The 21,455-nt window shown below is 71.4% G+C and carries 18 protein-coding genes; 10 read left to right on the top strand and 8 right to left on the bottom strand.

Annotation, left to right across the window (positions count from 1 at the left end; all coding sequences use genetic code 11):
• Together VFE05_08410 and VFE05_08405 are read right to left on the bottom strand one after the other, a co-directional pair.
• Positions 1-2,393, bottom strand: a 2,393-nt coding sequence (locus VFE05_08410) for an ABC transporter permease (GenBank protein ID HET6230077.1), incomplete at its 3' end; no start/stop codon positions are given.
• Between the two features lie 196 nt (positions 2,394-2,589).
• Positions 2,590-2,781, bottom strand: coding sequence for a hypothetical protein (locus VFE05_08405; protein HET6230076.1), 192 nt, complete (start codon positions 2,779-2,781; stop codon positions 2,590-2,592).
• Positions 2,782-3,171: 390 nt separating this feature from the next.
• Here VFE05_08405 and VFE05_08400 point away from each other — a divergent pair, with 390 nt between their 5' ends.
• The 6 genes from VFE05_08400 (at position 3,172) to thrC (ending at position 9,358) form a co-directional block, all read left to right on the top strand.
• Complete coding sequence (locus tag VFE05_08400) at positions 3,172-4,005, top strand: formyltransferase family protein (GenBank protein ID HET6230075.1); 834 nt, start codon at positions 3,172-3,174, stop codon at positions 4,003-4,005.
• Positions 4,006-4,375: 370 nt separating this feature from the next.
• Positions 4,376-4,525 (top strand): hypothetical protein, encoded by a 150-nt coding sequence (locus VFE05_08395; GenBank protein ID HET6230074.1) that lies wholly within the window; start codon positions 4,376-4,378, stop codon positions 4,523-4,525.
• 103 nt (positions 4,526-4,628) lie between these two features.
• Positions 4,629-6,389, top strand: coding sequence for a hypothetical protein (locus VFE05_08390; GenBank protein ID HET6230073.1), 1,761 nt, complete (start codon positions 4,629-4,631; stop codon positions 6,387-6,389).
• A gap of 85 nt (positions 6,390-6,474) precedes the next feature.
• Positions 6,475-7,518, top strand: coding sequence for a tail fiber domain-containing protein (locus VFE05_08385; protein HET6230072.1), 1,044 nt, complete (start codon positions 6,475-6,477; stop codon positions 7,516-7,518).
• Positions 7,515-7,922 (top strand): hypothetical protein, encoded by a 408-nt coding sequence (locus VFE05_08380; GenBank protein HET6230071.1) that lies wholly within the window; start codon positions 7,515-7,517, stop codon positions 7,920-7,922. The genes VFE05_08385 and VFE05_08380 overlap by 4 nt, the downstream gene beginning before the upstream one ends.
• 152 nt (positions 7,923-8,074) lie before the next feature.
• On the top strand, positions 8,075-9,358 hold the full coding sequence (gene thrC, locus VFE05_08375; protein ID HET6230070.1) for a threonine synthase: 1,284 nt from the start codon (positions 8,075-8,077) through the stop codon (positions 9,356-9,358).
• Positions 9,359-9,579: 221 nt separating this feature from the next.
• On the opposite strand, the gene VFE05_08370 is transcribed toward thrC, so the two are convergent.
• Positions 9,580-10,161: a hypothetical protein gene (locus VFE05_08370; GenBank protein HET6230069.1), complete on the bottom strand. Its 582-nt coding sequence runs from the start codon at positions 10,159-10,161 to the stop codon at positions 9,580-9,582.
• A 372-nt stretch (positions 10,162-10,533) separates the two neighbouring features.
• Between VFE05_08370 and VFE05_08365 the strand changes: the two genes are divergently transcribed.
• Entirely contained in the window at positions 10,534-12,555 is a 2,022-nt protein-coding gene (locus VFE05_08365) for a M3 family metallopeptidase (GenBank protein HET6230068.1), read from the top strand.
• 435 nt (positions 12,556-12,990) lie between these two features.
• Here VFE05_08365 and VFE05_08360 read toward each other — a convergent pair whose 3' ends face one another.
• The 5 genes from VFE05_08360 to VFE05_08340 form a co-directional block, all read right to left on the bottom strand.
• Positions 12,991-13,524 (bottom strand): DUF6438 domain-containing protein, encoded by a 534-nt coding sequence (locus VFE05_08360; protein HET6230067.1) that lies wholly within the window; start codon positions 13,522-13,524, stop codon positions 12,991-12,993.
• Positions 13,521-15,752 (bottom strand): hypothetical protein, encoded by a 2,232-nt coding sequence (locus tag VFE05_08355; protein HET6230066.1) that lies wholly within the window; start codon positions 15,750-15,752, stop codon positions 13,521-13,523. The genes VFE05_08360 and VFE05_08355 overlap by 4 nt, the downstream gene beginning before the upstream one ends.
• Positions 15,753-16,382: 630 nt before the next feature.
• Positions 16,383-17,129, bottom strand: a complete 747-nt coding sequence (locus VFE05_08350) for a CDP-alcohol phosphatidyltransferase family protein (GenBank protein ID HET6230065.1) — start codon at positions 17,127-17,129, stop codon at positions 16,383-16,385.
• On the bottom strand, positions 17,126-18,136 hold the full coding sequence (locus VFE05_08345) for a hypothetical protein (protein ID HET6230064.1): 1,011 nt from the start codon (positions 18,134-18,136) through the stop codon (positions 17,126-17,128). Before VFE05_08345 ends, VFE05_08350 begins: the two co-directional genes overlap by 4 nt.
• Entirely contained in the window at positions 18,126-18,890 is a 765-nt protein-coding gene (locus tag VFE05_08340; protein HET6230063.1) for a lysophospholipid acyltransferase family protein, read from the bottom strand. The genes VFE05_08345 and VFE05_08340 overlap by 11 nt, the downstream gene beginning before the upstream one ends.
• Positions 18,891-18,996: 106 nt before the next feature.
• On the opposite strand from VFE05_08340, the gene VFE05_08335 reads away from it, so the two are divergent.
• The 3 genes from VFE05_08335 to VFE05_08325 form a co-directional block, all read left to right on the top strand.
• The gene (locus VFE05_08335; GenBank protein HET6230062.1) at positions 18,997-20,316 is read left to right on the top strand and encodes an aminotransferase class I/II-fold pyridoxal phosphate-dependent enzyme; all 1,320 of its coding nucleotides are present in this window, start codon (positions 18,997-18,999) and stop codon (positions 20,314-20,316) included.
• Positions 20,313-21,011, top strand: a complete 699-nt coding sequence (locus VFE05_08330) for an acetoacetate decarboxylase family protein (GenBank protein HET6230061.1) — start codon at positions 20,313-20,315, stop codon at positions 21,009-21,011. The genes VFE05_08335 and VFE05_08330 overlap by 4 nt, the downstream gene beginning before the upstream one ends.
• The coding region (locus VFE05_08325; protein ID HET6230060.1) for a diacylglycerol kinase family protein at positions 21,008-21,455 on the top strand (448 nt) is incomplete at its 3' end. The genes VFE05_08330 and VFE05_08325, both read left to right, overlap by 4 nt.

Raw genomic sequence — 21,455 nt, 5'->3', positions numbered from 1 at the left:
TCTATCCGGCCCGCACGGCGCGCGGGGAAGTAGCACGCGGCCACGGTCACGCAGAGGAGGGTGAGAACCACGGCCACGACCACCACGGGATCGGTCGCGCTCTGTCCCGCCAGCGAGTTACGAAGAACGCCCGAGACGCTGAACGTCGCTGCGATGCCGAACCCGACTCCCACCGCGACCAGGACGACTCCCTGGCGCAGCACCAGCCAGAGGACGTCACGCAGCTGGGCACCCACGGCCATCCGGACCGCGATCTCCGGCGACCGCTGGGCGACGGAGTATGCGACCACCCCATAGATTCCCACGGCGGCGAGCAGAAGGCCGAAGAACCCGAACGTTCCCATCAGGATCGCGATGATGCGCTGGGGCATGAGAGTGACGATCATCTCCCTGAACGGCCTCGCGACGGCGAGCGGAAGGTTGGGGTCGAGGCCGCGCACCTCCTCGCTGATGAGCCTCACCGGCTGGCCGTGCGCGCGAACGAGCACGTTCAGCCGGGCCGCGTACCGCTGTCCGAACGACAGGTACAGGAACGCGGGCGGGACCTCGCCCATCGTCTGGCTCTGCACGTCCTTGGCTACTCCCACCACGTACACCGTCGCGGAGCCGATCTGGATCGTCTTCCCGACGGGGTTGGCGGTGCCCCACAGCTTGCGCGCCATCCCCTCGCTCACCACCGCCACCGTCGCGGTCCCCGCCCGGTCCGCTGCGGTGAACTCCCGCCCCTGGGCAAGCGGAATGCGCAACGTGCGGAAGTAGTCCGGCCCCACCACCGAGTAGGGAACCGTGCGCAGCCCGTCGTTCGCGTCCATGGACGAGGGGTCGCGGATGACGATCAGCGCCTGCGAGCCGTCCAGCGGAACCTGCGAGGCCAGGCTCACCGACTGCACCTCCGGCCTCGCCCGAAGCCGCGAGAGCAGGGTTGCGTAGAGCTCCCGGCCGCGCGCCTCGGGGTATCCCCGGACGTTTCCCAGGTCCACCACGCCCACGGTCACCCCGTCCGGGTCGAAGCCGGGATCGGAGGCATACGCGTGCTGGACGGCGCGCAGGAAGAGCCCGGCGACCACCAGCAGGACGAAGGACGCCGCGACCTGCACCGTGACCAGCGTGTTGCGCCGGCCGGACAGGCGCTGTCCGGAGGTCGTCCGGTCCTTGAGGGTGCTCACCAGGTCCAGCTTGAGAGACTGGAGCGCGGGGCTGAGGCCGAAGGTGATGCCGGTGACGAGGGAGAGGGCGAGCGTGAACGCCAGCACCCTTCCGTCGAGCCTCAGGTCCAGCCCCAGCCGCATGGGGAACGCCTGCTCCACCGGGATCAGCGCGGGGAGCAGCCGGACGAGCCAGATGGCCAGCAGCGCGCCGCAGAGCCCCCCCAGCAGCCAGAGGAGGGCGCTCTCGGTCAGCAGCTGGCGCAGCAGGCGCCCGCGGTCCGCTCCCATGGCGAGCCGCACCGCGATCTCCCCGCGACGCGACGCGGCCCCGGCCAGGAGCATCCCGGCCACGTTGAGGCTGGCGATGGCGAGCACCAGCAGCGCGGTGACGAACAGCAGCGTGCTCACCCGCCACGCACCCTGGCGCGCCTCGCCCACCAGGCCCTGGAGGGGCTTGACCGACATGCCGCGGAGCTGCCGCCCCTGCGCGTCGCCCGGGCTCGTGAAGCGCTTGGCGGCCGCGGTCAGCGAGGCCTCCAGCCGCTTCGGCTGTATTCCCGGCGCGCGCCGCCCGAACACCTGCAGCCAGCGGCTGGGCGTGCGCAGATCGTGGTCGGGAAGGAGCAGGGGGTAGGCCGACGTCGGCACCCAGAAGTCGATCCCCACCAGGCTGATGGTGCCGTTGAAGCGTTCGGGCGCGACGCCGATCACCGTAGCGGGCTGCCCGTTGAGGTGCGTGGTCTGCCCCACGATGGAGGGATCCGCGCCGAACCGCCGCTTCCACAGGTCGTGGCTGAGCACCACGACGACCTCGGCCCCCGGCTCGCCCTCCTGCGCCAGGAAAAAGCGACCGCGCTCCGGGGCGATCCCCAGCACGTTGAAGTAGTTCGCCGTAGCGAAGGCGCCCACCGTCGTGGTCGCCGCTTCTCCCACCCCGATGTTGAACGGCTGGAGGCCGAAGGCGCTCAGCAAGGCGGCCCCGGTGCTTCCGCTCCGCAGCTCCTCGTAGTCCGGATAGGAGAAGTACAGGTCCGCCGGGCCGTTGACCGGCTGTGCGTACACAGACACCAGCTCGTCCGGCTGGCGCACCGGGAGCGGGCGAAGGAGCATCGCGTTGATCAGGCTGACCATCGCCGTGGTCCCGCCGATCCCGAGCATCAGCGTGAGCAGGGCCGCCAGCGTGAAGGCGGGCCGCTTCTTCAGGCTGCGTACCGCGTAGCGGAGGTCGTAGATCAGGGTCTCCATCACTCGGCCCTTCTGTCGAGAGCCCGCGGCGTGGCATCCGTCCCGCGCGGGGCCGGTGGGATCGGGGCATGGGGCGAGGTGCTCATGAACGTACGGCTCGGCGGATGGAGGTCCGGGAAGGACCGGTGGCCAGCGGGTGCGATTGAGGTGACCGGCACGTGCAGCCTGGGGTCCCCCGACCCGAGTTACGGGATGGTCAGGAGTTGCCGATGATCGTCACGGTTTCCGTTCTATAGATCTCGATACCCAGGAAGTAGTGGATCGTGACGGTTCGAACAACGATGAGTGCGAAGGCTTGCACCGGCGCCAGGAGCGCCAGGCCCAGCATGAGCATGAGCGCCATGCGCCGCAGGGAGAGGCCACGGGGGATGCGAGGGAGGATGTTCATGTGACTCCTTTCGAGGCAAACTAAGAAGTCCTGGCCGCATGGGCAGGGAGAAACACAACGATGCCCCACGGCAAGAACAGGGGGTGGACTACCCGGACACCAGCAAGGTCGGGGGACCCAGGCCATTCGTGTTCTTGTCACACAGTAAGCGTCAAATATTTTACGTCAATACTTTTCTTTAGCCGACCGCTTGCTTGGCGGATGTTTGGGCCCTTTCATCGGATACCGGCCGCGACCTTTGCCCAGCCCTCGGCGGATGCTCCGGGCGTGACCCTCGCCTTGGACGGTGAATTCCTCCACATTCCGAGGCGCGGTACTGTCGAGTCCGCGTCGCTTGCAATACGCCGTTGCGCGCTTCGACCCCATTCTCCTCCCCATCCGCCGCACAAGATGAGCAGCCGCCGTGTCGTGATCGTCTCGCCAGGAGGGAAGTTCACGGACGACGTACTCGCGCTTCTGAAGGAGCGCGGCACGCCGGCCGACGCGCTGCTGCTGTATGCGCCTCCCGTGCTGCGCGAGTGGCGCAAACCGGCGACGCGCGCGGGGCGGATGGCAGCGCTCGCGCGCACTCCGCTGCGCTGGGCGCGCGTCCGGGTGCGGCAGCGTGCCCACGCGCGGGCGGCGGCCGACGCCGGGACGGTGATCGTGTCCGGCACGCTGAACGGGGAGAGGATGAAGCGCGATCTCCGTCGGCTGGACGCAGGCGTGGCCGTGCTCGCACGCTGCGGGCTGGTGGGCACGGACGTGCTTTCCATCCCCCGTGAAGGCGTGGTGAACGTTCATCCGGGGGTGCTCCCATGGATCCGCGGCAACAGCCCCGTCGCCAACTCCCTCATCCGCGGCGTGCCGCTGGGGGCGACGGCGTTCCGGGTGGATGCCGGCATCGACACGGGCGCGATCATCACCAGGCGGCTGGTGCGCTTGCATGGCGGGGAGACGGTGGATGAGGTGCGCGCCGCCCTCTACCGCCTGTGGGTGGAGATGACCGCCGACCTCGTCGCCGACGCCAAGGCGGGCCGCATCGCCTCATCGGCCGTGCAGGAAGAGCGCTTCCCCCTCTGCCGCACGGTGACCGATCCGGCCCAACTGGCTGCGGTCGACAAGGCGGTGCTTCGCGGCGACGCCAAGGCGCTGCTGGACCGCTGGGCCCCGCTCTGCGACCTGTCCACCCTCGCCCTCCCCGCCGACGTGGATGCTTCGCTCGTCACACGTGTGGCGGGATGACAGGGTCGGCGATCACCTGGCGAGAGGCGATCCGATTGCCCCGCATGTAGATGAGGCCCCGCTCGGGACGGCCCGCGTCCGCTGCTGGCCCGATGCGGCACGGCCCGTGCGGGAGCTGCCGAACGTGGCGGCGCTGACCCACGCCGCCGGCTCGTACCCGGCCGGGGACGCCTTCCGCGAACCCGTACAGGTTGCGCAGCGTGATCGAAGACACCCTCGCGTGCTGCGGGGTAGCACCGCAGTGGCGTGATCGTACCGTGTGCTTGACGCTGGCGGACCTGGCCCCTAGAGTGTACTGGTCGGGGACCGCCCGTGCTTGCCGGAGCCCAGCTCCTTCCGGGCCCCTTTCACTCCAGGCCGGAGACGATCGATGTACGAGACACCTCTCGAACCCGAGACACCCCGCGCCGGCTCCCAGCCTGCGGAAGCGCAGGCCCGCGGCCGGCAACCCTTCGTGGTGCCGACGGTAGAGGCGCTGGGCGGGCTGACGACCGAGACGCTTCTCAGCGGCGGCCTCTAGCACCGGAGCTTCCCCGGCTCCCACACCGCCAGCGGGGCGGCGCACTCCGCGCCGTCCCGACGCTGTCTCATCCCGGGACCTTCCGGGCTTTCCGCACACCATCATGCGCCTGCTCAACCGCCGCTCCCTGGCGTTGCTCGTCGTCGCGTTCGTGGCGGCCTGCACCGACCGGAGCACGCCCACCACTCCGCCCACGGGCCCGCCGACGACCAATCCGGGCCCGACTCCCGTCGGCGTGTACCAGATCGCCGTGAGCGGGATCGGCACCGACCAGATGGGGTCCACCGTCACGTCCATCGCACCTGCCGGCGACGGCGCGCGCCTGGCGCTCACGAACGCCGGTGCCGGCGTCGTGTTCGAGCAGGTGTCGTCTTCCTCGTTCATCGAGGGAGTGCGCGGGCAGGGCGGCCAGCGGTACGTGTCGTTCACCTACCGCGTGCGCAACGGCACCGGCACGCCGCTCAGCAACCTGACCATGCTGCTGGTGTCGCGCGCGGGCACGGTGAGCGGCACCGCGCTGGCCAACCTCCGCCGCTTCGACGGCACGCCGGCCGACAGCAACGTCGCTCGGCTGGTGGTGCCCACCGGCGCCGTGGCGCTGGGGAGCGACCTGGTGAGCATGCAGGCGATCTACCCGGACGTGATCCAAGCGCTCACCGAGGCCGAGGTCGCCGCGATCGCGAAGCCCGTCGACGTCACGGAGATCTTCCCCGTGGGCTACGTGGTGCGCAGCAAGAGCTCGACCGCGAACCGATCGCTCCCCTCCACGGCCGACCCCAACCAGTTCGACGGGCTGCTCACGCTGTCGTTCCGGCTCCCGCTGCAGCCCACCGCGCAGCAGGACGTGTTCTCGTTCTTCTTCCAGGTGCTCGGCGTCACCGACGGCGAGACGCGGGTCACCGAGAGCATCGAGGAGAGCCAGGATTCCGCCGCCGTGCGCCGCGTACGCGAGCGGGCCCTGTCGCTGGGCGCCACCACCGTCACTGTGCTCAACGGGAGCCCGGTGACGAGCGCGTCCGTTCCCGACTACCCGGGCCAGCGCCAGATCTGCGGCGCGCGCGTGGCCGGCTCCGCCGCCTCGCCGCTGACCACGATCACGGCTCCGGGCGCGTACTCGTACCTGATGATCCTGCGTCCCGGCGAGACGCTGGACGCCTGCGCGGCCGACTTCCGCGCGGGCACCGCCGGGCGCCCCGCCACCAACGTGCCGTTCACCGTCACGGTCAAGGCCGTGGACCGCTACGGCAACGTGAAGACGACGCAGGCCGACACCGTGCACCTCACGGACGTGGGCCCGCCCTGCACCGTGGGCGCCGCGGCCGCGCTGGTCACGGGCAGCGCCCTCCAGACGGTGACGTACTCCGACTACGGCACCAGCCAGCTGAGCGCCGTGGGCCGGCGGCTCTCAGGCGACGTCACCGTCCCCGTGGCGGGCGTGGTCCGCACGTGGACGGCCGGCGCCGGGACCACCGACTGGCACACCAACAACAACTGGAGTCCCGCGGCGGTCCCCATGTCGCTCGACTCGGTGTACGTGCCCGCGGCCGCGCCGTTCTACCCGGCGCTCGCGCAGAACGTGCAGATCGGGGGGGTGACGGTGGAGAACGCCGCCACCATCTCGCTGAACGCCTTCGACATGACCGCCTCGGCGAACGTGGCCACGGGCACCACGGGTGGGATCACCAACAGCTCGGGCCGGCTCTTCCTGGCCGGCACCGCGCGCACCGTGGAGGGCCGGCTGCCCGTGCTGCGCGTGACGGGCACCTACTCGCTCTCCGCCAACGTCACCTCGCGCGCGCCCATCCAGGTGGACGCGGGGCGCCTGACCGTCTCGGCCCTGCGCCTCCAGGCCGATGCGAACTGACCGGCACGGCGCCGGTGATGTCCCGAAGGCGGGGGCCGTTCGCGGCGCCCGCCACACCCTTCCCTCCGCCCCGTCCGGAGAACCGATGATCACCAGAATTCGCGCGGTGCTGGCCGCCGCCCTGCTCGCCACCTTCGTCGCCGCGCCCGCCTTCGCGCAGTCCGACATCCTCCTCCGCCTGCGCTCCGGCTCGCCCCTGGGCGACCGCGTGCGGGTGGACAGCGCCAGCGGCTTCCTGGCCAAGGGCGTGCTCGGCATCGGCATCATCCCCTTCACGGGCGCCGGCGAGCGCATGATGTGGCACCCGTACAAGGCCGCCTTCCGCGCCGGCTCCATCGGCAGCGCCGGCACGCAGTGGGACGACCCCAACGTGGGCTTCTACAGCTGGGCCGGCGGCTACAACACCATCGCGCTCGGCCTCTCGTCGTTCGCCATGGGCTACCAGTCGACCGCGCTGGGCAGCTACAGCAACGCCCTGGGATACACGGCCAACGCAGACGGCACGGGCGCCGTCGCCATCGGCTACCGGGCCACGGCCGACGCCGACTACTCGGTGGCGATCGGGCAGCGCGCCTCCACGAACGGGCACGCGGGCGCCATCGTCCTCTCCGACGGCTCTACGACCGACAGCACGCAGGCGAGCGCGAACAACCAGTTCACCGTGCGCTCGGCCGGCGGGGTGCGGCTCTTCACCAACGCGACCATGACGGTAGGCGTGCAGGTGGCGGCGGGCGGCAGCTCTTGGGTGGTGATCTCGGACCGCAACCGCAAGCGCGACTTCCTGGGCGTCGACGGCGAGGACATGCTGGCCCGCATCCGCACGCTGCCGGTGTCCACGTGGCGCTACAAGGACGAGGTGGACCGCTCCACCTTCCACATCGGGCCCATGGCGCAGGACTGGCACCGCGCCTTCGGGTTCACGAGCGACGACCACACCATCAACATGAGCGACTTCGACGGCGTGAACCTGGCCGCGATCAAGGCGCTCGAGGAGCGTACGGCGCAGCTCCAGGCCCGCACCGCCGAGGTCACGCAGCTCCGCACCGAGCTCACGGCCACGCAGCGCCGCCTGGACGAGCTGGAGGCCGCCGTGCGCCAGATCCAGCAGCAACAGCAGCAGCACCGTTGAGGGGCACGCTCCACCGGACGGCCGCCGCTCCCATCCCTGGGTGGATGCGGAGCGCGGCCGTCCTCCCCCTGGTCGTCGTCCTGCTCGCGGCCTGCAACGACGCGAAGGACACGGGAGATGCGCAGGCCCCGCCCCCGGGGGCGTCTGCGGATGCCGGTGCCCCGCCCGCGGATTCGTTCGACGTGACGGCGCCGGCGGCCCCGATGCCCGGCCAGCCAGTCACCCCGGAAGACTCCGCTCGGGCGGCGGTGGATGACTCCATCCGTGAGGCGCGGCTCTTCCAACGGCGGGCTGCGTCGATGGACGACTACGCGGGCTGCATGGCGAAGACGAAGGACGCGGATGCGGCCCAGCGGCCCGTCCTGGAGGCCGCCTGCCGCCACGCGCGGGGCGCGCCGCGCTGAGCCTGACGCACACGACGTACGATTCGCTATCTTCCGGACCCGCGCGGCCTCGCCTCGCGGGTCCGTCGCGTTCGGTCGACCTCGTCGACGGATCGCGGACGGACAATGCCGGCTCCCGCCGGTCCGAGCATCCAACTTCCTTCATGCGTGCGATGCGCTACGTCAGCACCAGGGATCCGTCGCATCGCGCGACGCTGTCGGAGGCGATCGCGCGGGGGATCGCGCCGGACGGCGGGCTGTACGTGCCGAGCGCGTTCCCGTCGTTCGCGCCCGGTGAGCTCGGGGCGGGGGATGACGTACCGGCCATCGCGGCTCGTCTGCTGGCGCCGTTCTTCGCGGGAGATGCGCTGGCGCCCGCGCTGCCGGACATCTGCCGCGAGTCGCTGACCTTCCCGCTGCCGCTGAAGATGCTCGCACGCCGGACGGCGGTGCTGGAGCTGTTCCACGGGCCCACGGCGGCGTTCAAGGACGTAGGCGCGCGCTTCCTCGCCGCGTGCCTGTCTCGCATCGCGGCGGACGACGCGCGCCCGCTGACGCTGCTGGTGGCGACGTCGGGGGATACCGGCGGGGCGGTGGCCGCGGCGTTCCATGGCCGGCCGGGGATCGAGGTCGTCATCCTCTTCCCGAAGGGGATGGTGTCGCTGCGGCAGCAGCGGCAGCTCACGTGCTGGGGCGGCAACGTGCGCGCGTTCGCCGTGCGCGGAGACTTCGACGCGTGCCAGCGCATGGCGAAGGAGGCGTTCGCAGATGCGTCGCTGCGGGCCGAGCGGCGCCTGTCGTCCGCCAACAGCATCAACGTCGGGAGACTGCTGCCGCAGATGGTCCCGTACGCGGTCGCATCCCTCGCGTACCTCCGCGAGCGGGGCGCGGCGCCGGGCTTCATCGTCCCCACCGGCAACGTGGGCAACTCCGCGGCGGCCATGTGGGCGCGGCGCGTGGGCCTGCCCGTGCGCGAGGTGGTGCTGGCGACCAACGCCAACCGGACGGTCGCGGACTTCGCGGCGGGCAGGGGATGGGAGGGCTCCCCCACCGTCCCCACGCTGGCGAGCGCGATGGACGTGGGCCGCCCCAGCAACCTGGAACGCGTGCTGCACCTCTTCGGCGGGGCGGACGCGGCGCGGAGCGAGCTGCGGGCCCTCGTGGTGAGCGACGACGAGATCCGCGACGAGATCCGCCGTGGCGAAGCGGAGTGGGGCGAAGTGTGGGACCCGCACACCGCCACGGCGGCCGCCGTCCGTCGGCGGATCGCTGGCGAGGACTGGGTCCTCGTCTCCACCGCGCATCCTGCCAAGTTCGAATCCGTGGTCGAGCCGCTCGTCGGCCACGACGTTCCCGTCCCGCCGGCCCTCGCCGCCCTCCTCGATCGCCCGGCGCACTCCACGGAGATCGACGCGAACCTCGGAGCGCTCCGCACCGCGCTCCACGCGAGCGGCTGACGGTCGGGACGCGCCGCATCACACCTTGCGCCGCCGCAGGACGCAAGGCGGTGCGTACATCCCGCGTCGAACCTCATGCGACCGGAGGATGGGAGGTACGCTCATCTCCGATCCACCGCCGTCGCTTCGCGGGGGAGCGAGCGGAAGATGCGCGACGGGCCACGCGATCGCCGCGCGGCCCGCCGTACATCTACCGGCTGCGGTCGCCCCGTATCGGTGCTTCAGAGATGCAGCCGAAGCGTGACGCCGGCAACGGCCCCGTGCCTGCTCCCGCTGACGATGCGGTCCTGGAGGTGGAGGTCCACCGACAGGTGGGTGGAGATGCGCTGGCTGAGCCGCAGCGTCGGGATCACGACCGGGTCGAAGTGGGTGACGCGCACCTGCGGGATGCCGGCATCGGGGCCGCCAACGATGAACGAGTAGCTGGTGCCCATCGTCCCGACCTGGAGCCCGGCCGACAGCGTGGTGCCGCCCCTGCGCAGCAGGTCGGCCTCGGAACCCACGGTGGCAAGCAGGCCTGTGGTGCCCACGCTGCTGTTCAGGGCCGTGCGCGAGTAGCTCATCTGCGCCTCGCCCACCAGCCGGAAGCGCGGCGCCACCGCGAACGACGTGCGCACGCCCACCAGCGGCGAGGCGATCACGCGGCTCGACGAGGTGGCCTGCACGCCGGCGTACGGCTCGATGCGGAACCGTCCCGCCGCCACCGTGTCCGCCGGCGGGGATGCTTCGGCTTCCTGCGCGCCGGCCGCGGTGGAGCCGAGCACCGTCAGGGCCGCGAGCACGAACCAGGTGTGTATCCTCATGGCAACTCCTCCTGCTGGGGACCGGTGCGCGCCCGCCGTGCGAACGCGGCCCGCCGGGGGGGCGGACGGACCGTGGGAAGGCATCGCCCGTACCGAACCCGCCCGTTTCTCCCAAACACATCGCCCGCAACGGCTTGGTCGCCGTGCCGTGCCTGAACGGCGGATCGCCGAGGCTCGCTGCTGCGACACGGAGCCGTGTCAGCGCGTAGTTCCGGGGCACCGCTTCGGGCCGGACGGGAGAAAGTTCCAGCGCGGGGCGCGGAGCGGGGGCCGAGATGGACGCCGCACCTTGTCTAAACGCCGCCGCAGCGTTTCTTTGTCACGGTCCCGAAGTGGACATTCGGGATGGCCCGTCCAACCGCCGCGAGACCGATGAACCCACTGCTGTCGCCCGACTACCAGATCCCCTTCGACCAAATCCGTCCGGAGCACGTGGTCCCCGCGGTCCGCGAGGCGCTGGCCCGCGCCGAGCGCGAGCTGGACGAGATCGTGGCGCACCCTGGCGAGCGCACGTACGAGAACACCGTGCATCGGCTGGACGACCTGGAAGAGCGGCTCACGCGCATCATCCGCCCCGTGGCGCACCTGGTGGCGGTGATGAACACGCCCGAGATGCGCGAGGCGTACGACACCATCCTCCCCGAGTTCAGCGCCTTCTACGCCCGCCTGCCGCTGAACGCCGGCCTGTGGAAGGCGTACAAGGACTTCGCCTCCACGCACGAGGCGGCATCGCTCACCGGCGTGCGTAAGCGGCACCTGGAGAAGACGGTGCGCGAGTTCGTGCGTGCCGGCGCCGACCTGCCGGACGCGGACAAGCAGCGCGTGGAGGCCCTGCGCGTGGAGCTGTCGCAGGCGCAGACCGAGTTCGCCAACAACACGCTCGACGCCACCAACGCCTTCGAGCTGGTCGTCACCGACCCGTCGTGCCTCTCCGGCCTGCCCGCTTCGGCGATGGCGCAGGCGCGGGCGAGCGCCGAGGCGAAGGGCGTGGACGGGTGGCGCTTCACGCTGCAGCTACCCTCGTACGCGCCGTTCATGCAGTACGCCGACGACCGCGCGTTGCGCGAGCGGATGTACGCCGCGTACATGAACCGCGCGGCGGGCGGCGAGCAGGACAACCGGCCGCTGGTGGGCCGCATCCTGGGCCTGCGGCGGCAGCTGGCCGGGATCTTGGGCTTCAAGGACTGGGCGGACTACACGCTAGAGGACAGCATGGCCGGCAGCGGCGCCCGCGCCGTGGCCTTCGAGGCCGACCTGGCGGAGCGCACGCGGCCGTTCTGGGAGAAGGAGGTGGCGGGCCTCACCGCCTTCGCCCGCGACGAGATGGGCATCGGCGAGCTGCAGCCGTGGGACACCGCGTACGCGGCCGAGAAGATGCGCCGGGCGCGCTACGACCTGGACGAGGAGGAGCTGCGGCCGTATTTCCCCATGGACCGCGTGCTCCAGGGGCTGTTCGAGGTGGCGCGCCGTCTCTTCGGCGTCACCATCACGCCGCGGCCCGAGCCCGCCGTGTGGCACCCCGAGGTGTGCTTCTACGAGGTGCACGACGAGGCGGGCACGCACCTGGGCGGCTTCTACACCGACTTCTTCCCCCGCGAGAGCAAGCGCGGCGGGGCGTGGATGAACGGCCTCATCACCGGCGGGCCGCGGCCGGACGGGTTCGCGCCGCACCTGGCCGTGATCGCCGCCAACGTCTCGCCCCCCGAGGGCGACCGGCCCGCGCTCCTCACCCACCGCGAGGCGCAGACCGTCTTCCACGAGTTCGGGCACCTGCTGCACCACACGCTCTCGCGGGTGGAGATCCCGGCGATGGGCGGCACCAGCGTGAGCACCGACTGGGTGGAGCTGCCGTCGCAGATCATGGAGAACTGGACGTGGGAGCGCGAGGCGCTGGACCTGTTCGCGCGCCACCACGAGACGGGCGAGCCCATCCCCGACGAGCTGTACCACAAGATGCTGGCGGCGCGCACCTTCATGGCCGCCAACACGCAGAACCGGCAGCTCAGCTTCGGCACCGTCGACCTGGACCTGCACGTGCTGTGGGACCCCGAGCGCGACGGCGACCCCATCAGCCGGGCGCAGGAGGTGATGGCGCGCTTCAGCATCCGCCCGGAGTTCGCGCGCAACCACTTCATCACGGCCTTCACGCACGTGTTCGCGGGCGGGTACGCGGCGGGCTACTACAGCTACCTGTGGTCCGAGGTGCTCGACGCGGACGCGTTCAGCCGGTTCGCGCGCGAGGGCATCTTCAACCGCGAGACGGGGCGCGCGTTCGTGGACACCGTCCTCGCCCGCGGCGACAGCGAGGACCCCGCGCAGCTCTTCCGCGAGTTCATGGGCCGCGACCCCGATCCAGACGCCCTCCTCCGCCGCAACCTCGGCGCACCCATCTGACGCCCACCGTCCGTCGACCGGCAACAACGGCGGGTGATCGGTAGATGCCGATCAGCGGACGTCCGCTCGCGACACGAGATGTGGCCAGGAGATGCGGACCAGCGACGTTCGACCAGGCCGGGAGATGCGGGGCGGGATGATCCACGGCTCCTTTGATTCTCTGCCGATGCGCGGCGCTGGAGACCGCGCATCGACTGCGCAAAGTCCGCCTTCGCAGTCCGACCCCGACGCATCATCTTCAATCGACGGGATGCCGCGGGCTGTAGGGGGTGCGATTCATCGCATCCGATCCGTTTCGATTGGATAGACGGACCAGCATCCGGCACATGGTCGGAGATGCGATGCACTGCATCTCATCCACCGAAAAACGAAGAAGAGGCCGCCGGCGAAATCGCCCGCGGCCTCTTCTTCATCTACCGATCACCCGCCGTTCGTTCAGCGCGGGCCGATCCACTTCTCCGTGCCCGCGATCTGGTCGATGCGGGCCGCCATGGCGGCGATGGAGGCTGGAGCGCCGCTGCATGCGCGGTAATGCTCCACCCGCTTGCTCCGCCCGCCGGCCGTCAGCGTGATGATCTCCGACGGCAGGTCCGTCGGCGAGTTGGGGCAGGCGGCCGACCCGGCCGCGTAGCTCTCGCCCAGCGACCAGTAGCCGGCCGTGTTCATCTCGCGGACCAGCGCCGCCACCCACTCGCGCGGCACCGCACCCGTCGCATCTCCGGAGGTCGCCGTGAAGCGCTCACCGTGGAACGCGACCGTGCCGTCGCCGCTCAGGCGCACCGTGTACACCGGGCAGCGCCCGTAGCACGCCGTGCGCTCCAGCGTGACCGACGTACGCGGCACGTCCGTCGCCGAGCCCGAGCCGGGCTCGATGCGCGCGCCGCCGGGCCGCGCGCATCCCGCCGCCGCGGCGCAGAGGGCCAGGAGGCCCCCCGCGGCGCGGCCCGTCTTCATCCGGAAACGGCTCACTGCGCCTGCATGCGCACGGAGCTGCTGCGCACGCCGTCGGAGTACACCATCTCCAGCGCGCCGACGCGGGTGTTCAGCGTCGCGCGGCCGTTGCGGGCGAAGGAGAGGATCTCGCCGCTCTCCGGGTCCCGCACCATCACCATGGGGTGCGCCTGCACGTCCCAGGTGAACCGGAGCTGGCCGGCCGAGACGCGGCGCAGCGAGGCGCTGGGGTCCACGTCCGGCGTCTCGGTGAGCGTGCGCGGCCCGCCGCCCGCCGTGGCAGTGCGCGAGGTCTGCACCGCCGCCGTCTTGCCCGCAGCGGTCAGGCGAACGCTGGCCAGCCGGCCCTGCTGCGCCGCCGAGAGCGGCACCGCGAAGGCGAACTCACGCGCGCCCCCCGGCAGGTCGGCCACCTCGGTCCCTGCGAAGTTCAGCGAGAACAGCGTGCCGCCGTTCGCATCCAGCCCCTGCACCGTGTACGCGCCGCCCTGCGTGGGCAGCGTGGGGCGGGTGTAGATCCCGAAGGCGGGCTCCAGCACCAGCTTGTCGCCGCTCATGCGGCCCCACACCAGCACGGTGGGCTGCACCGAGGCGCCGGTCCCCACGTTCGACTGGCTCACGCCGGTCATGTAGTCCATCACGGCGTTGTAGTTGTAGTCGCTGACCCACTGGTTGTTGCAGTAGCCCATGATGTCGGCGAACGACGTGTCCTTCACCAGCCCCTCGGCCTGGTCGTAGCCGAAGCCGCCGATGTGGCCGTTGATGTAGGGGAAGCCCGTGTCGATGCCAGACGGGGTGCCGCAGGTGTTGCCCAGCGAGGGCGCGTGGCGGCGGCCGAAGTTGTGCCCCATCTCGTGCGCCAGCGTGTAGTACGCGTCGGTGCCGCTGTCCCAGCCGATGGCGGTCTTCAGCTGGCCGATGTAGCCCAGGCCCACCACGCCGAACTGGTAGTTGGTGTGCATCACGCCGTAGTAGTAGCGGTTGGTGCCTTCCGCCACGCGCAGGGCGTTGATCTCCTGGAGGAGCTGGTCCCAGCCGCCGCCGGCGGACTCCAGGGGCGCCAGGCCCGTGGTGTACACCGCATGCACGTCGCCGTCGTACGCGGCGATGGGCCAGATCTTCTTCACCACGCTCAGGAACTGGTCCATGTTGCCCGCGTTCACGCCGCCCACCAGGGCGGTGTTCTCGTGCTTGATGGGCACCAGGCGAACCGCCAGCGTGGGGACGAGGCGGACGTTCTGGATCTGCGGGGTGCCGGCGGCCGGGAAGGTCTGGTCGGCCTCGTTGCTCTCGCGGACCAGGTTGTCAGGGTCCACCGTCACCAGCACCGCCAGGCCCGGCTGCACCTGCGCGGCCGGCAGGTTGATGTTGTACGAGCCCGCCAGCGACGTCTGGTCCAGCGATGCGGGCACGCCCAGCGCGGGCGCCGGCATCGTCACGTCCTGCAGCACCGCCGCGCCGTTGGTCACGCGGATGCGCAGGTTGGGCGATGCGGTGTTGTTCTGGTCGGCCTTCACGAACACGCGAAGCAGTGCGTCGCGGCCCTGCACCAGCGCCACCGAGTTGTCCAGCTTCTGCACGCTCTGCACGAAGTACGCGCCGCCCACCGTCAGGTTCAGCGCCGCCGGGCCAACCGAGGCGTAGGTCACCGTGGTGCTGGCCGGGGCGTCGCCCGCCACGTTCACGGTGGTCACGCTGGGGCGGGGCTGGAACGTGCTGTCCGTCGCGGCCACGCCGGTCGCGGTCAGCGTGTACGTGCCGGCCGCCAGCCCGAAGAGGGTGGTCTGCGCGCTGGTCACCGTCTTGGTGTAGCCGCCGGGGCCCGTGACCGTCACGCTCGGCCCCGTCTTGTTGGACAGGCCGGCCACGTTCACCGTGAGGCTGGCCGCCAGCGAGCGGTAGGCTACCGTCACGCTCTCGTGCGCCGAGGCCGCCAGGTTCACCGTCTGCACGCCCAGCTCCGTGGCGTACGTCCCGCCGCCGGCCGAGACGTTGGCCGTGGTCAGCGTGTACGCGCCGGGCTCCAGGTTGCTCAGCGTCTCGGACGACGTGATCGTCCGGGAGAAGCCCGCGGGGCCCGCCACGGTGACCGACCCGGCCGCGCCCGAGGGCAGGCCGCTGATGGTGACTGCGAGCGACGCCTTGGTGTTGCCGGTGGGGGGGCCGTCGGTTCCGCCGCCGCCGCCGCACGCGGCCAGCAGCAGGGGCACGAGGACCATGGACAGGAAGCGCGCGGTGGCTTTCATGGCACGGAGCGTGGAGGGTTTTCTGCCAGCCCCCCGGAGAGGAGGGAGGCGACTGGAAAGGCGCCGGGACGGGGAGCGCGCCGTGACACATCCGGATGCCGGGGGCGCGAGGCGTGCGCCGGCCGGCGATTGAGGGCAAGGCCGCGCCCGAAGGCGGCGGCGAAAGCCCGTAAATGTAATACGACCCAAGCGTTTGCGCCACCCCGCGGGGCGTCCGCCGCGCCGTGCGGGACGCCAAACGTTCCTCGCCGCGAGGCGGGAAGCCCTCCATCTCCAGACACGAAGCGCACATCCGGCCGCCGCCGGACGAACGTCCGCCCGGCGGACGCATGCTCCCGCCCCGGCCTCTCTCCTTCTTCTTACGTCCCTGCACCCCGATCGTGACGCCGCGGGCGGGCCGCTTCGTACGGCCCGGCGCAGGGTTGCGCAACGAAAGCGCAACATGTAGCCTTGGTGCCGACAGATAGACGGAGACTACGGAGAGGGTCCCACGCGCCTCCGCGGTTCGCCGGCCCCAGGCTCGCCCCGCTTCCGCTCCCCATCCACCGGCCGCCACGTCCCATCCCCGCGCCCCATGCTCCGCCGGAGCGCGCCCGGACCCGGCGTTGCCGCACACGAGGGACGACGAGCCTACGAAGGACGGCGCTTCAGCTCGCGGGTGACGTAGCCGGTGCGGTACACGGCGGTGCCCAGCGCGCCCAGGGCGATGAGGGCTACCGCGCCGGCAAGGAGCGACCCCGGCGCCCAGCCCGCGCGGCCCGTCACGGCCGAGTCCAGCAGGGCCGCCAGCGCCAGCGTCACCAGGCGCTCGGCGCGCTGCATCACCCCGCCCGCGCCGTGCACGCCCAGCGCCTCGCCGCGAGCGCGGGCGTAGCTGACCAGCAGCGAGGCGCCCATCGCCAGCACGGTGGCGAGCAGCGCGGGGCGGCTGGCCTGGAAGAAGAGGGCGACGCCCGCGAAGGCGAAGGTCTCGGCGAAGCGGTCGAGCGTGGAGTCCAGGAAGGCGCCGTACGGGGCCGCGATGCCGCGCGCGCGGGCGATGCGCCCGTCGAAGATGTCGGCCGCGCCGCCCAGCAGCACCATCCACCCGGCCAGCGACAGCGACCCGCGCGCGAACGCGACGCCCGCGAGCAGGCCGAAGACGACGCCCAGGTAGTTGAACACGTCTGGCGAGACGCGCGCGCGAACCAGGCCCCGTTCCATGGGCCCGATGACCCACATCAGCCAGTCGCGGACCCAGTGGCCCAGCAGCACGCTCTTGGAGCGGCGCGCCACGTCGGCGTCCATGGGCCTGCCGCGCGCCACCACGGCGAAGACGGGCATGGTGAGGAGGAGCGCCCCCACGAGGGCGAGGGCCACGGTGTCGGTGCGGGTCATTCGGGGCGTCGCTGTTGGGGCCGGTCGCGCAGGAAGCGCAGCGCCTTCGGCCAGAGGAAGACGAGCGGCCAGCGCCGCTCGCGCGGGGTGAGCTGGACCTGCACGCCGGTGCGCCGCTCCACCTTGCGCACCACGTAGTCCAGCCAGTCGTCGTACAGCGCCACGTACTTGGCCCACCGCAGCGTCGCCCGCGCCTTGCTGCGCGCGAACCAGGCCCGCTGCCGGGCGGATTCGGCGGCGGCCGGCGGGTGGGCGAGGCGGAAGGCGGAGCCCTCGCGCAGCAGCTCGCCCGCGTCCGCGAGGGCGGCGAGCAGGGCGGTGTAGACGGGGATGAGCACCGGCGCCTGCTGGGCGAGCAGCTCGGCCGTGCGGTCCGCCTTCTCCGGCCGGATCTCCGCCGCGAACGAGGTCTCGAGCAAGGCGCGGCAGTACGACGCCGCGTCGATCTCCGTCGGCAGCGAGGGGCGGGCCCACGCGTAGGTGCCCGCGCGGACGGACACGAGGGCGCCGACGGCCATCTCCCGCGCACCTTCGTCCCTCGTCCACACCAACTGGACGTGCTGGAAGAGGCGGCCGCGGGTGAAGTGGTCCGGCGCGCGGGGTGAGGTGGCGACTAGGAAGTCATCCGTCGACAGCACCGCGCACTTGGCGTGGAGCTCGCCGCCGGGCGCGATGACCGAGACCACGTTGGGCGGAAGGATGCGGGCCAGCCGCGCGGCGCGAGCGGCCGTCATCCCCGTCTCGGCCTTCGAGACGAGCGACGCGTAGGCGGCATCGTAGTCGTCGACCACGACGAAGTAGTCGCGGGCGCTGCCCGGACGGTGCTCCTTCGCGGTGACGTGCGAGCCGTAGTGGACGATGGCCGCAGTGGACGGGCCGAACGCCTCCGCGAGGAAAGCGGCGAGGCGGGCCGTGTCCCGGTCCGCCTCGCCGTCCAGGCCGCCGGCCAGCGCCGCGCGCAGACCGGGGTCCGCGAGCGCGGCGGCGGGCCATGTGTTATTCTGCAAGCGGGTCGTTCCCGGAACGGATGTCTGCCAGCGCGGCGACCATGCGGCCGCGCAGCTGCTCGATGAACGCGCCCAGCTCCTCTTCGCGCTCGGGCGGCTGGAAGGGGCCCAGGACCACGGCCTCCACGTGCGCGCCGGCCATCTGCCGCGCGGCGTCGGCCATGGTGCGGGCGCCCCACATGCCGTCGGCGACCACACAGTAGACCGGCCGCTTCGCCCGCGCCAGGATGGACGTGAGCCCGCGCGGCATGAAGGGGCCGATCTCGCCGTCGCGGGTCCGGTGGCCCTCGGGGTAGATGGCGATGGAGGCCTCGCCCCGCGCCACGGCCTCGGCGGCCTGGGCGATGGCGGCCAGGTCCTGCTGCGCGGTCTCTCGCTTCTGGGTGATGAGCGGGAACTTCGCCAGGCGCAGCAGCGGCGAGATGCCGGGGATGCCGCGCCGGTAGCGGTCGCGGGTGGGGATCACGGGCAACGGGTCGGCGCCCAGGACGTAGAGCAGGGGCACGTCCAGCACCGACTGGTGGTTCATCACCACCACGCACGCCCCCGGCGCGATGCGCCCGCGCACGCGGACGCGCACCCCGGCCACCACGCGCGCGATGCTCATCACCGCGCTCGCGTTGAAGTGGAACCAGCGCGCCATGGTGGCGGTGCGGCGCGACGGGGCGAGGGTGACCAGCGGCCAGATCACGAGGCGCTGTCCCGCCCCCATGACCGTGGCGAGCCAGCCGATGGAGACGGCGAAGAAGGACATGCTGCGCGCGATCCTTCCGCGCTCGGCGAGGCGCGACGCGAAGCCCCCCGCGGGGGGCGCGTCGCCGGGCGGGGCGGAAGTGCGGGATTTCACCTGGAGGAACCTCATGGGAACAGTGAACGACACGACGGCGCAGCCCGAGAGCTGGACGGCGACGGTGGGCGCGCCGCCCGCGGCGAATCCCGCGGAGTATGATTTCAACAACTTCTACTATTCGTCAAGCGACGACGCCCTGGCGATCGTCAAGCCCTACAACGCCTGGTACCAGCAGGCGCGGCCCGCCGGCTACTATCTGTTCAGCCAGCCCATGCTGAGCGGCCCCACGCCGCGCATCGAGATCGAGGAGCAGGCCGAGCTGCGGCACGTGGGGCTCATCAACCTCTCGTCGTACAACTACCTGGGCCTGTCGTACCGCCCCGAGGTGGTGGAGGCGGCAAAGCGCGCGCTGGACACCTACGGCCTGGGCGCGGCGGGCTCGCCCATCCTGAGCGGCACCATGCACGTGCACCAGGAGCTGGAAGAGGCGCTGGCCCGCTTCAAGGGCACCGAGTCGGCCATGATCTTCCCCACCGGCTACAGCACCAACGTGGGCCTCATCTCGGGCCTCATGCGGCCGGGCGACGTGGTGATCATGGACCAGAACGCCCACGCCAGCTGCGTGGACGGCGCCATCCTCTCCAAGGCCGAGACGCGCTTCTTCCGGCACAACCAGGCCGACGACCTGGAGAAGAAGCTGAAGAAGGCGGCCGGCAAGAAGACGCTGGTGGTGATCGAGGGCGTGTACAGCATGGACGGCGACGTCTGCCCGCTGCCGGAGATCGTGGAGGTCACCAAGCGCTACGGCGCCCGCATCCTCATCGACGAGGCGCACTCGTCGTTCGTGTACGGGCCCAACGGCGGCGGCGTGGTGGAGATGTTCGGCCTCAAGGACGAGATCGACATCCACGTGGGCACCTTCTCCAAGGCGCTGGGCGGCATGGGCGGCTACGTGGCCTGCTCGGCCGACCTGTACCGCTACCTCGACGCCTTCTCCCGCTCGCGCTTCTTCTCGTGCGCCCTCTCGCCCGTGGTGACCGCTGGCGTGCTGGAGTCGCTGCGCATCGTGGAGCGCGAGCCGGAGCTGCGCGAGAAGCTGTGGACCAACGTGGCCCACATCCGCAAGCAGCTGGACGAGGCGGGCGTGGACGTGGGCGAGTCGACCTCGCAGATCCTGCCGGTGATGATCCGCGACGACCGCAACATCCTGGGCATCGCCCGGCGCATGCAGGAGGCGGGTCTGTACCTGCAGCCAGTGCGCTACCCCGCGGTCGCGAAGCACCGCTCGCGCTTCCGCGTCTCCATCTCGGCCTCGCACAGCTTCGAGCAGCTGGACCGGGCCGCCGAAATCCTGACCTCCGTCCTCCGCAAGGAAGGAATACTGGCATGAGCAACAACGGCACCACTCTGTACACGTACGCGAACGCGGTGGGCGGCTTCTTCGAGTTCCCCGTGGAGCAGGCCCGCGCCATCCTTCCCAAGGAGCTGCAGCCGGTGGAGCTGCACCACGGCTCGGCCCTCCTCTCGGTGATGGCCTTCGACTTCACCGAGAGCGAGGTCGGCGCCTACAAGGAGCTGATCCTGGGCATCCTGGTCTCGCCCCGCCTGGAGCAGGGCAACGTGATGCCGCACTCGGCCTACTACCCGTTCCTGCTGGGCACCACGACCACCGGCTCGCGCGAGCACGCCATCGAGCGCTGGCACCTGCCGCACTACATGGCCGACATCGAGATGTCGATGGACGTGACGGGGGACGACGAGGAGATCGTGATGAAGGCGTGGGACGGCAACGGCCCCATCGCCGAGATGATCATCACCTCGTACGGCTGGCGCCAGGCGGACCAGAGCCACCAGAGCTTCATGAAGGACGAGGAAGGCTCGTTCATGGCCCAGATCGGCATGGCGGGCGGCCTGAGCGAGAGCGAGGAGGAGCGCGGCTCCCTGACGCTGCACCCGCACCCCATGACGGAGCCGCTGGGCGACCTGGACGAGGTGAACACCGTGCCGGTGCGCGAGATCTGGATGCGCGACGGGCTGCAGACCTTCCAGCCCCTGCGCGTGCTGACCCAGGCCGCCGGGGTATGAGCACGGGCCGAAAGGTCACCGTCGTGGTGAACCCCGCCGCCGGAAGGGGGCGGGGTTCGCGCATTCTGCCCCGCGTGCGCGCGGCGTTCGCGGCGGTGGGCGTCACCGACGTGCGCTGCACGGCCGGCCCGCGCGAGGAGCGCGAGCTGGCCCGGCGCGCGCTGGAGGACGGGGCGGAGACGCTGGTGGCGGTGGGCGGCGACGGCACCTGGAGCAACGTGGCGAACGCCATCCTCCACGCCGGCGCGGACTGCCGCCTGGCGCTGCTGAGCGGCGGCACCGGCTGCGACTTCGCGAAGACGACGGGCTCGCCCGCGGGCGACCCGGAGGCGACGGCGCGGCTGGTGGCCGACGGGCCGGACACGCGGGTGGACGTGGGGCGCATCGAGGACCGCTACTTCCTCAACGTCTCCGGCTTCGGGTTCGACACGGCGGTGCTGGAGG

The sequence above is a fragment of the Longimicrobiaceae bacterium genome (assembly GCA_035696245.1).
Lineage (GTDB): Bacteria > Gemmatimonadota > Gemmatimonadetes > Longimicrobiales > Longimicrobiaceae > DASRQW01.
The sequence above is the reverse complement of the archived record's forward strand: the minus strand, read 5'-3'. Positions and strand labels throughout refer to the sequence as shown.

Bases quoted from the DNA above. Each gene is read 5' to 3' on its own strand.
- VFE05_08335 (HET6230062.1), top strand. From the start codon at position 18,997: ATGGGAACAGTGAACGACACGACGGCGCAGCCCGAGAGCTGGACGGCG.
- thrC (HET6230070.1), top strand. From the start codon at position 8,075: ATGCGCTACGTCAGCACCAGGGATCCGTCGCATCGCGCGACGCTGTCG.
- VFE05_08385 (HET6230072.1), top strand. From the start codon at position 6,475: ATGATCACCAGAATTCGCGCGGTGCTGGCCGCCGCCCTGCTCGCCACC.
- VFE05_08405 (HET6230076.1), bottom strand. From the start codon at position 2,781: ATGAACATCCTCCCTCGCATCCCCCGTGGCCTCTCCCTGCGGCGCATG.
- VFE05_08370 (HET6230069.1), bottom strand. From the start codon at position 10,161: ATGAGGATACACACCTGGTTCGTGCTCGCGGCCCTGACGGTGCTCGGC.
- VFE05_08400 (HET6230075.1), top strand. From the start codon at position 3,172: ATGAGCAGCCGCCGTGTCGTGATCGTCTCGCCAGGAGGGAAGTTCACG.
- VFE05_08390 (HET6230073.1), top strand. From the start codon at position 4,629: ATGCGCCTGCTCAACCGCCGCTCCCTGGCGTTGCTCGTCGTCGCGTTC.
- VFE05_08365 (HET6230068.1), top strand. From the start codon at position 10,534: ATGAACCCACTGCTGTCGCCCGACTACCAGATCCCCTTCGACCAAATC.
- VFE05_08340 (HET6230063.1), bottom strand. From the start codon at position 18,890: ATGTCCTTCTTCGCCGTCTCCATCGGCTGGCTCGCCACGGTCATGGGG.
- VFE05_08355 (HET6230066.1), bottom strand. From the start codon at position 15,752: ATGAAAGCCACCGCGCGCTTCCTGTCCATGGTCCTCGTGCCCCTGCTG.
- VFE05_08395 (HET6230074.1), top strand. From the start codon at position 4,376: ATGTACGAGACACCTCTCGAACCCGAGACACCCCGCGCCGGCTCCCAG.
- VFE05_08350 (HET6230065.1), bottom strand. From the start codon at position 17,129: ATGACCCGCACCGACACCGTGGCCCTCGCCCTCGTGGGGGCGCTCCTC.
- VFE05_08330 (HET6230061.1), top strand. From the start codon at position 20,313: ATGAGCAACAACGGCACCACTCTGTACACGTACGCGAACGCGGTGGGC.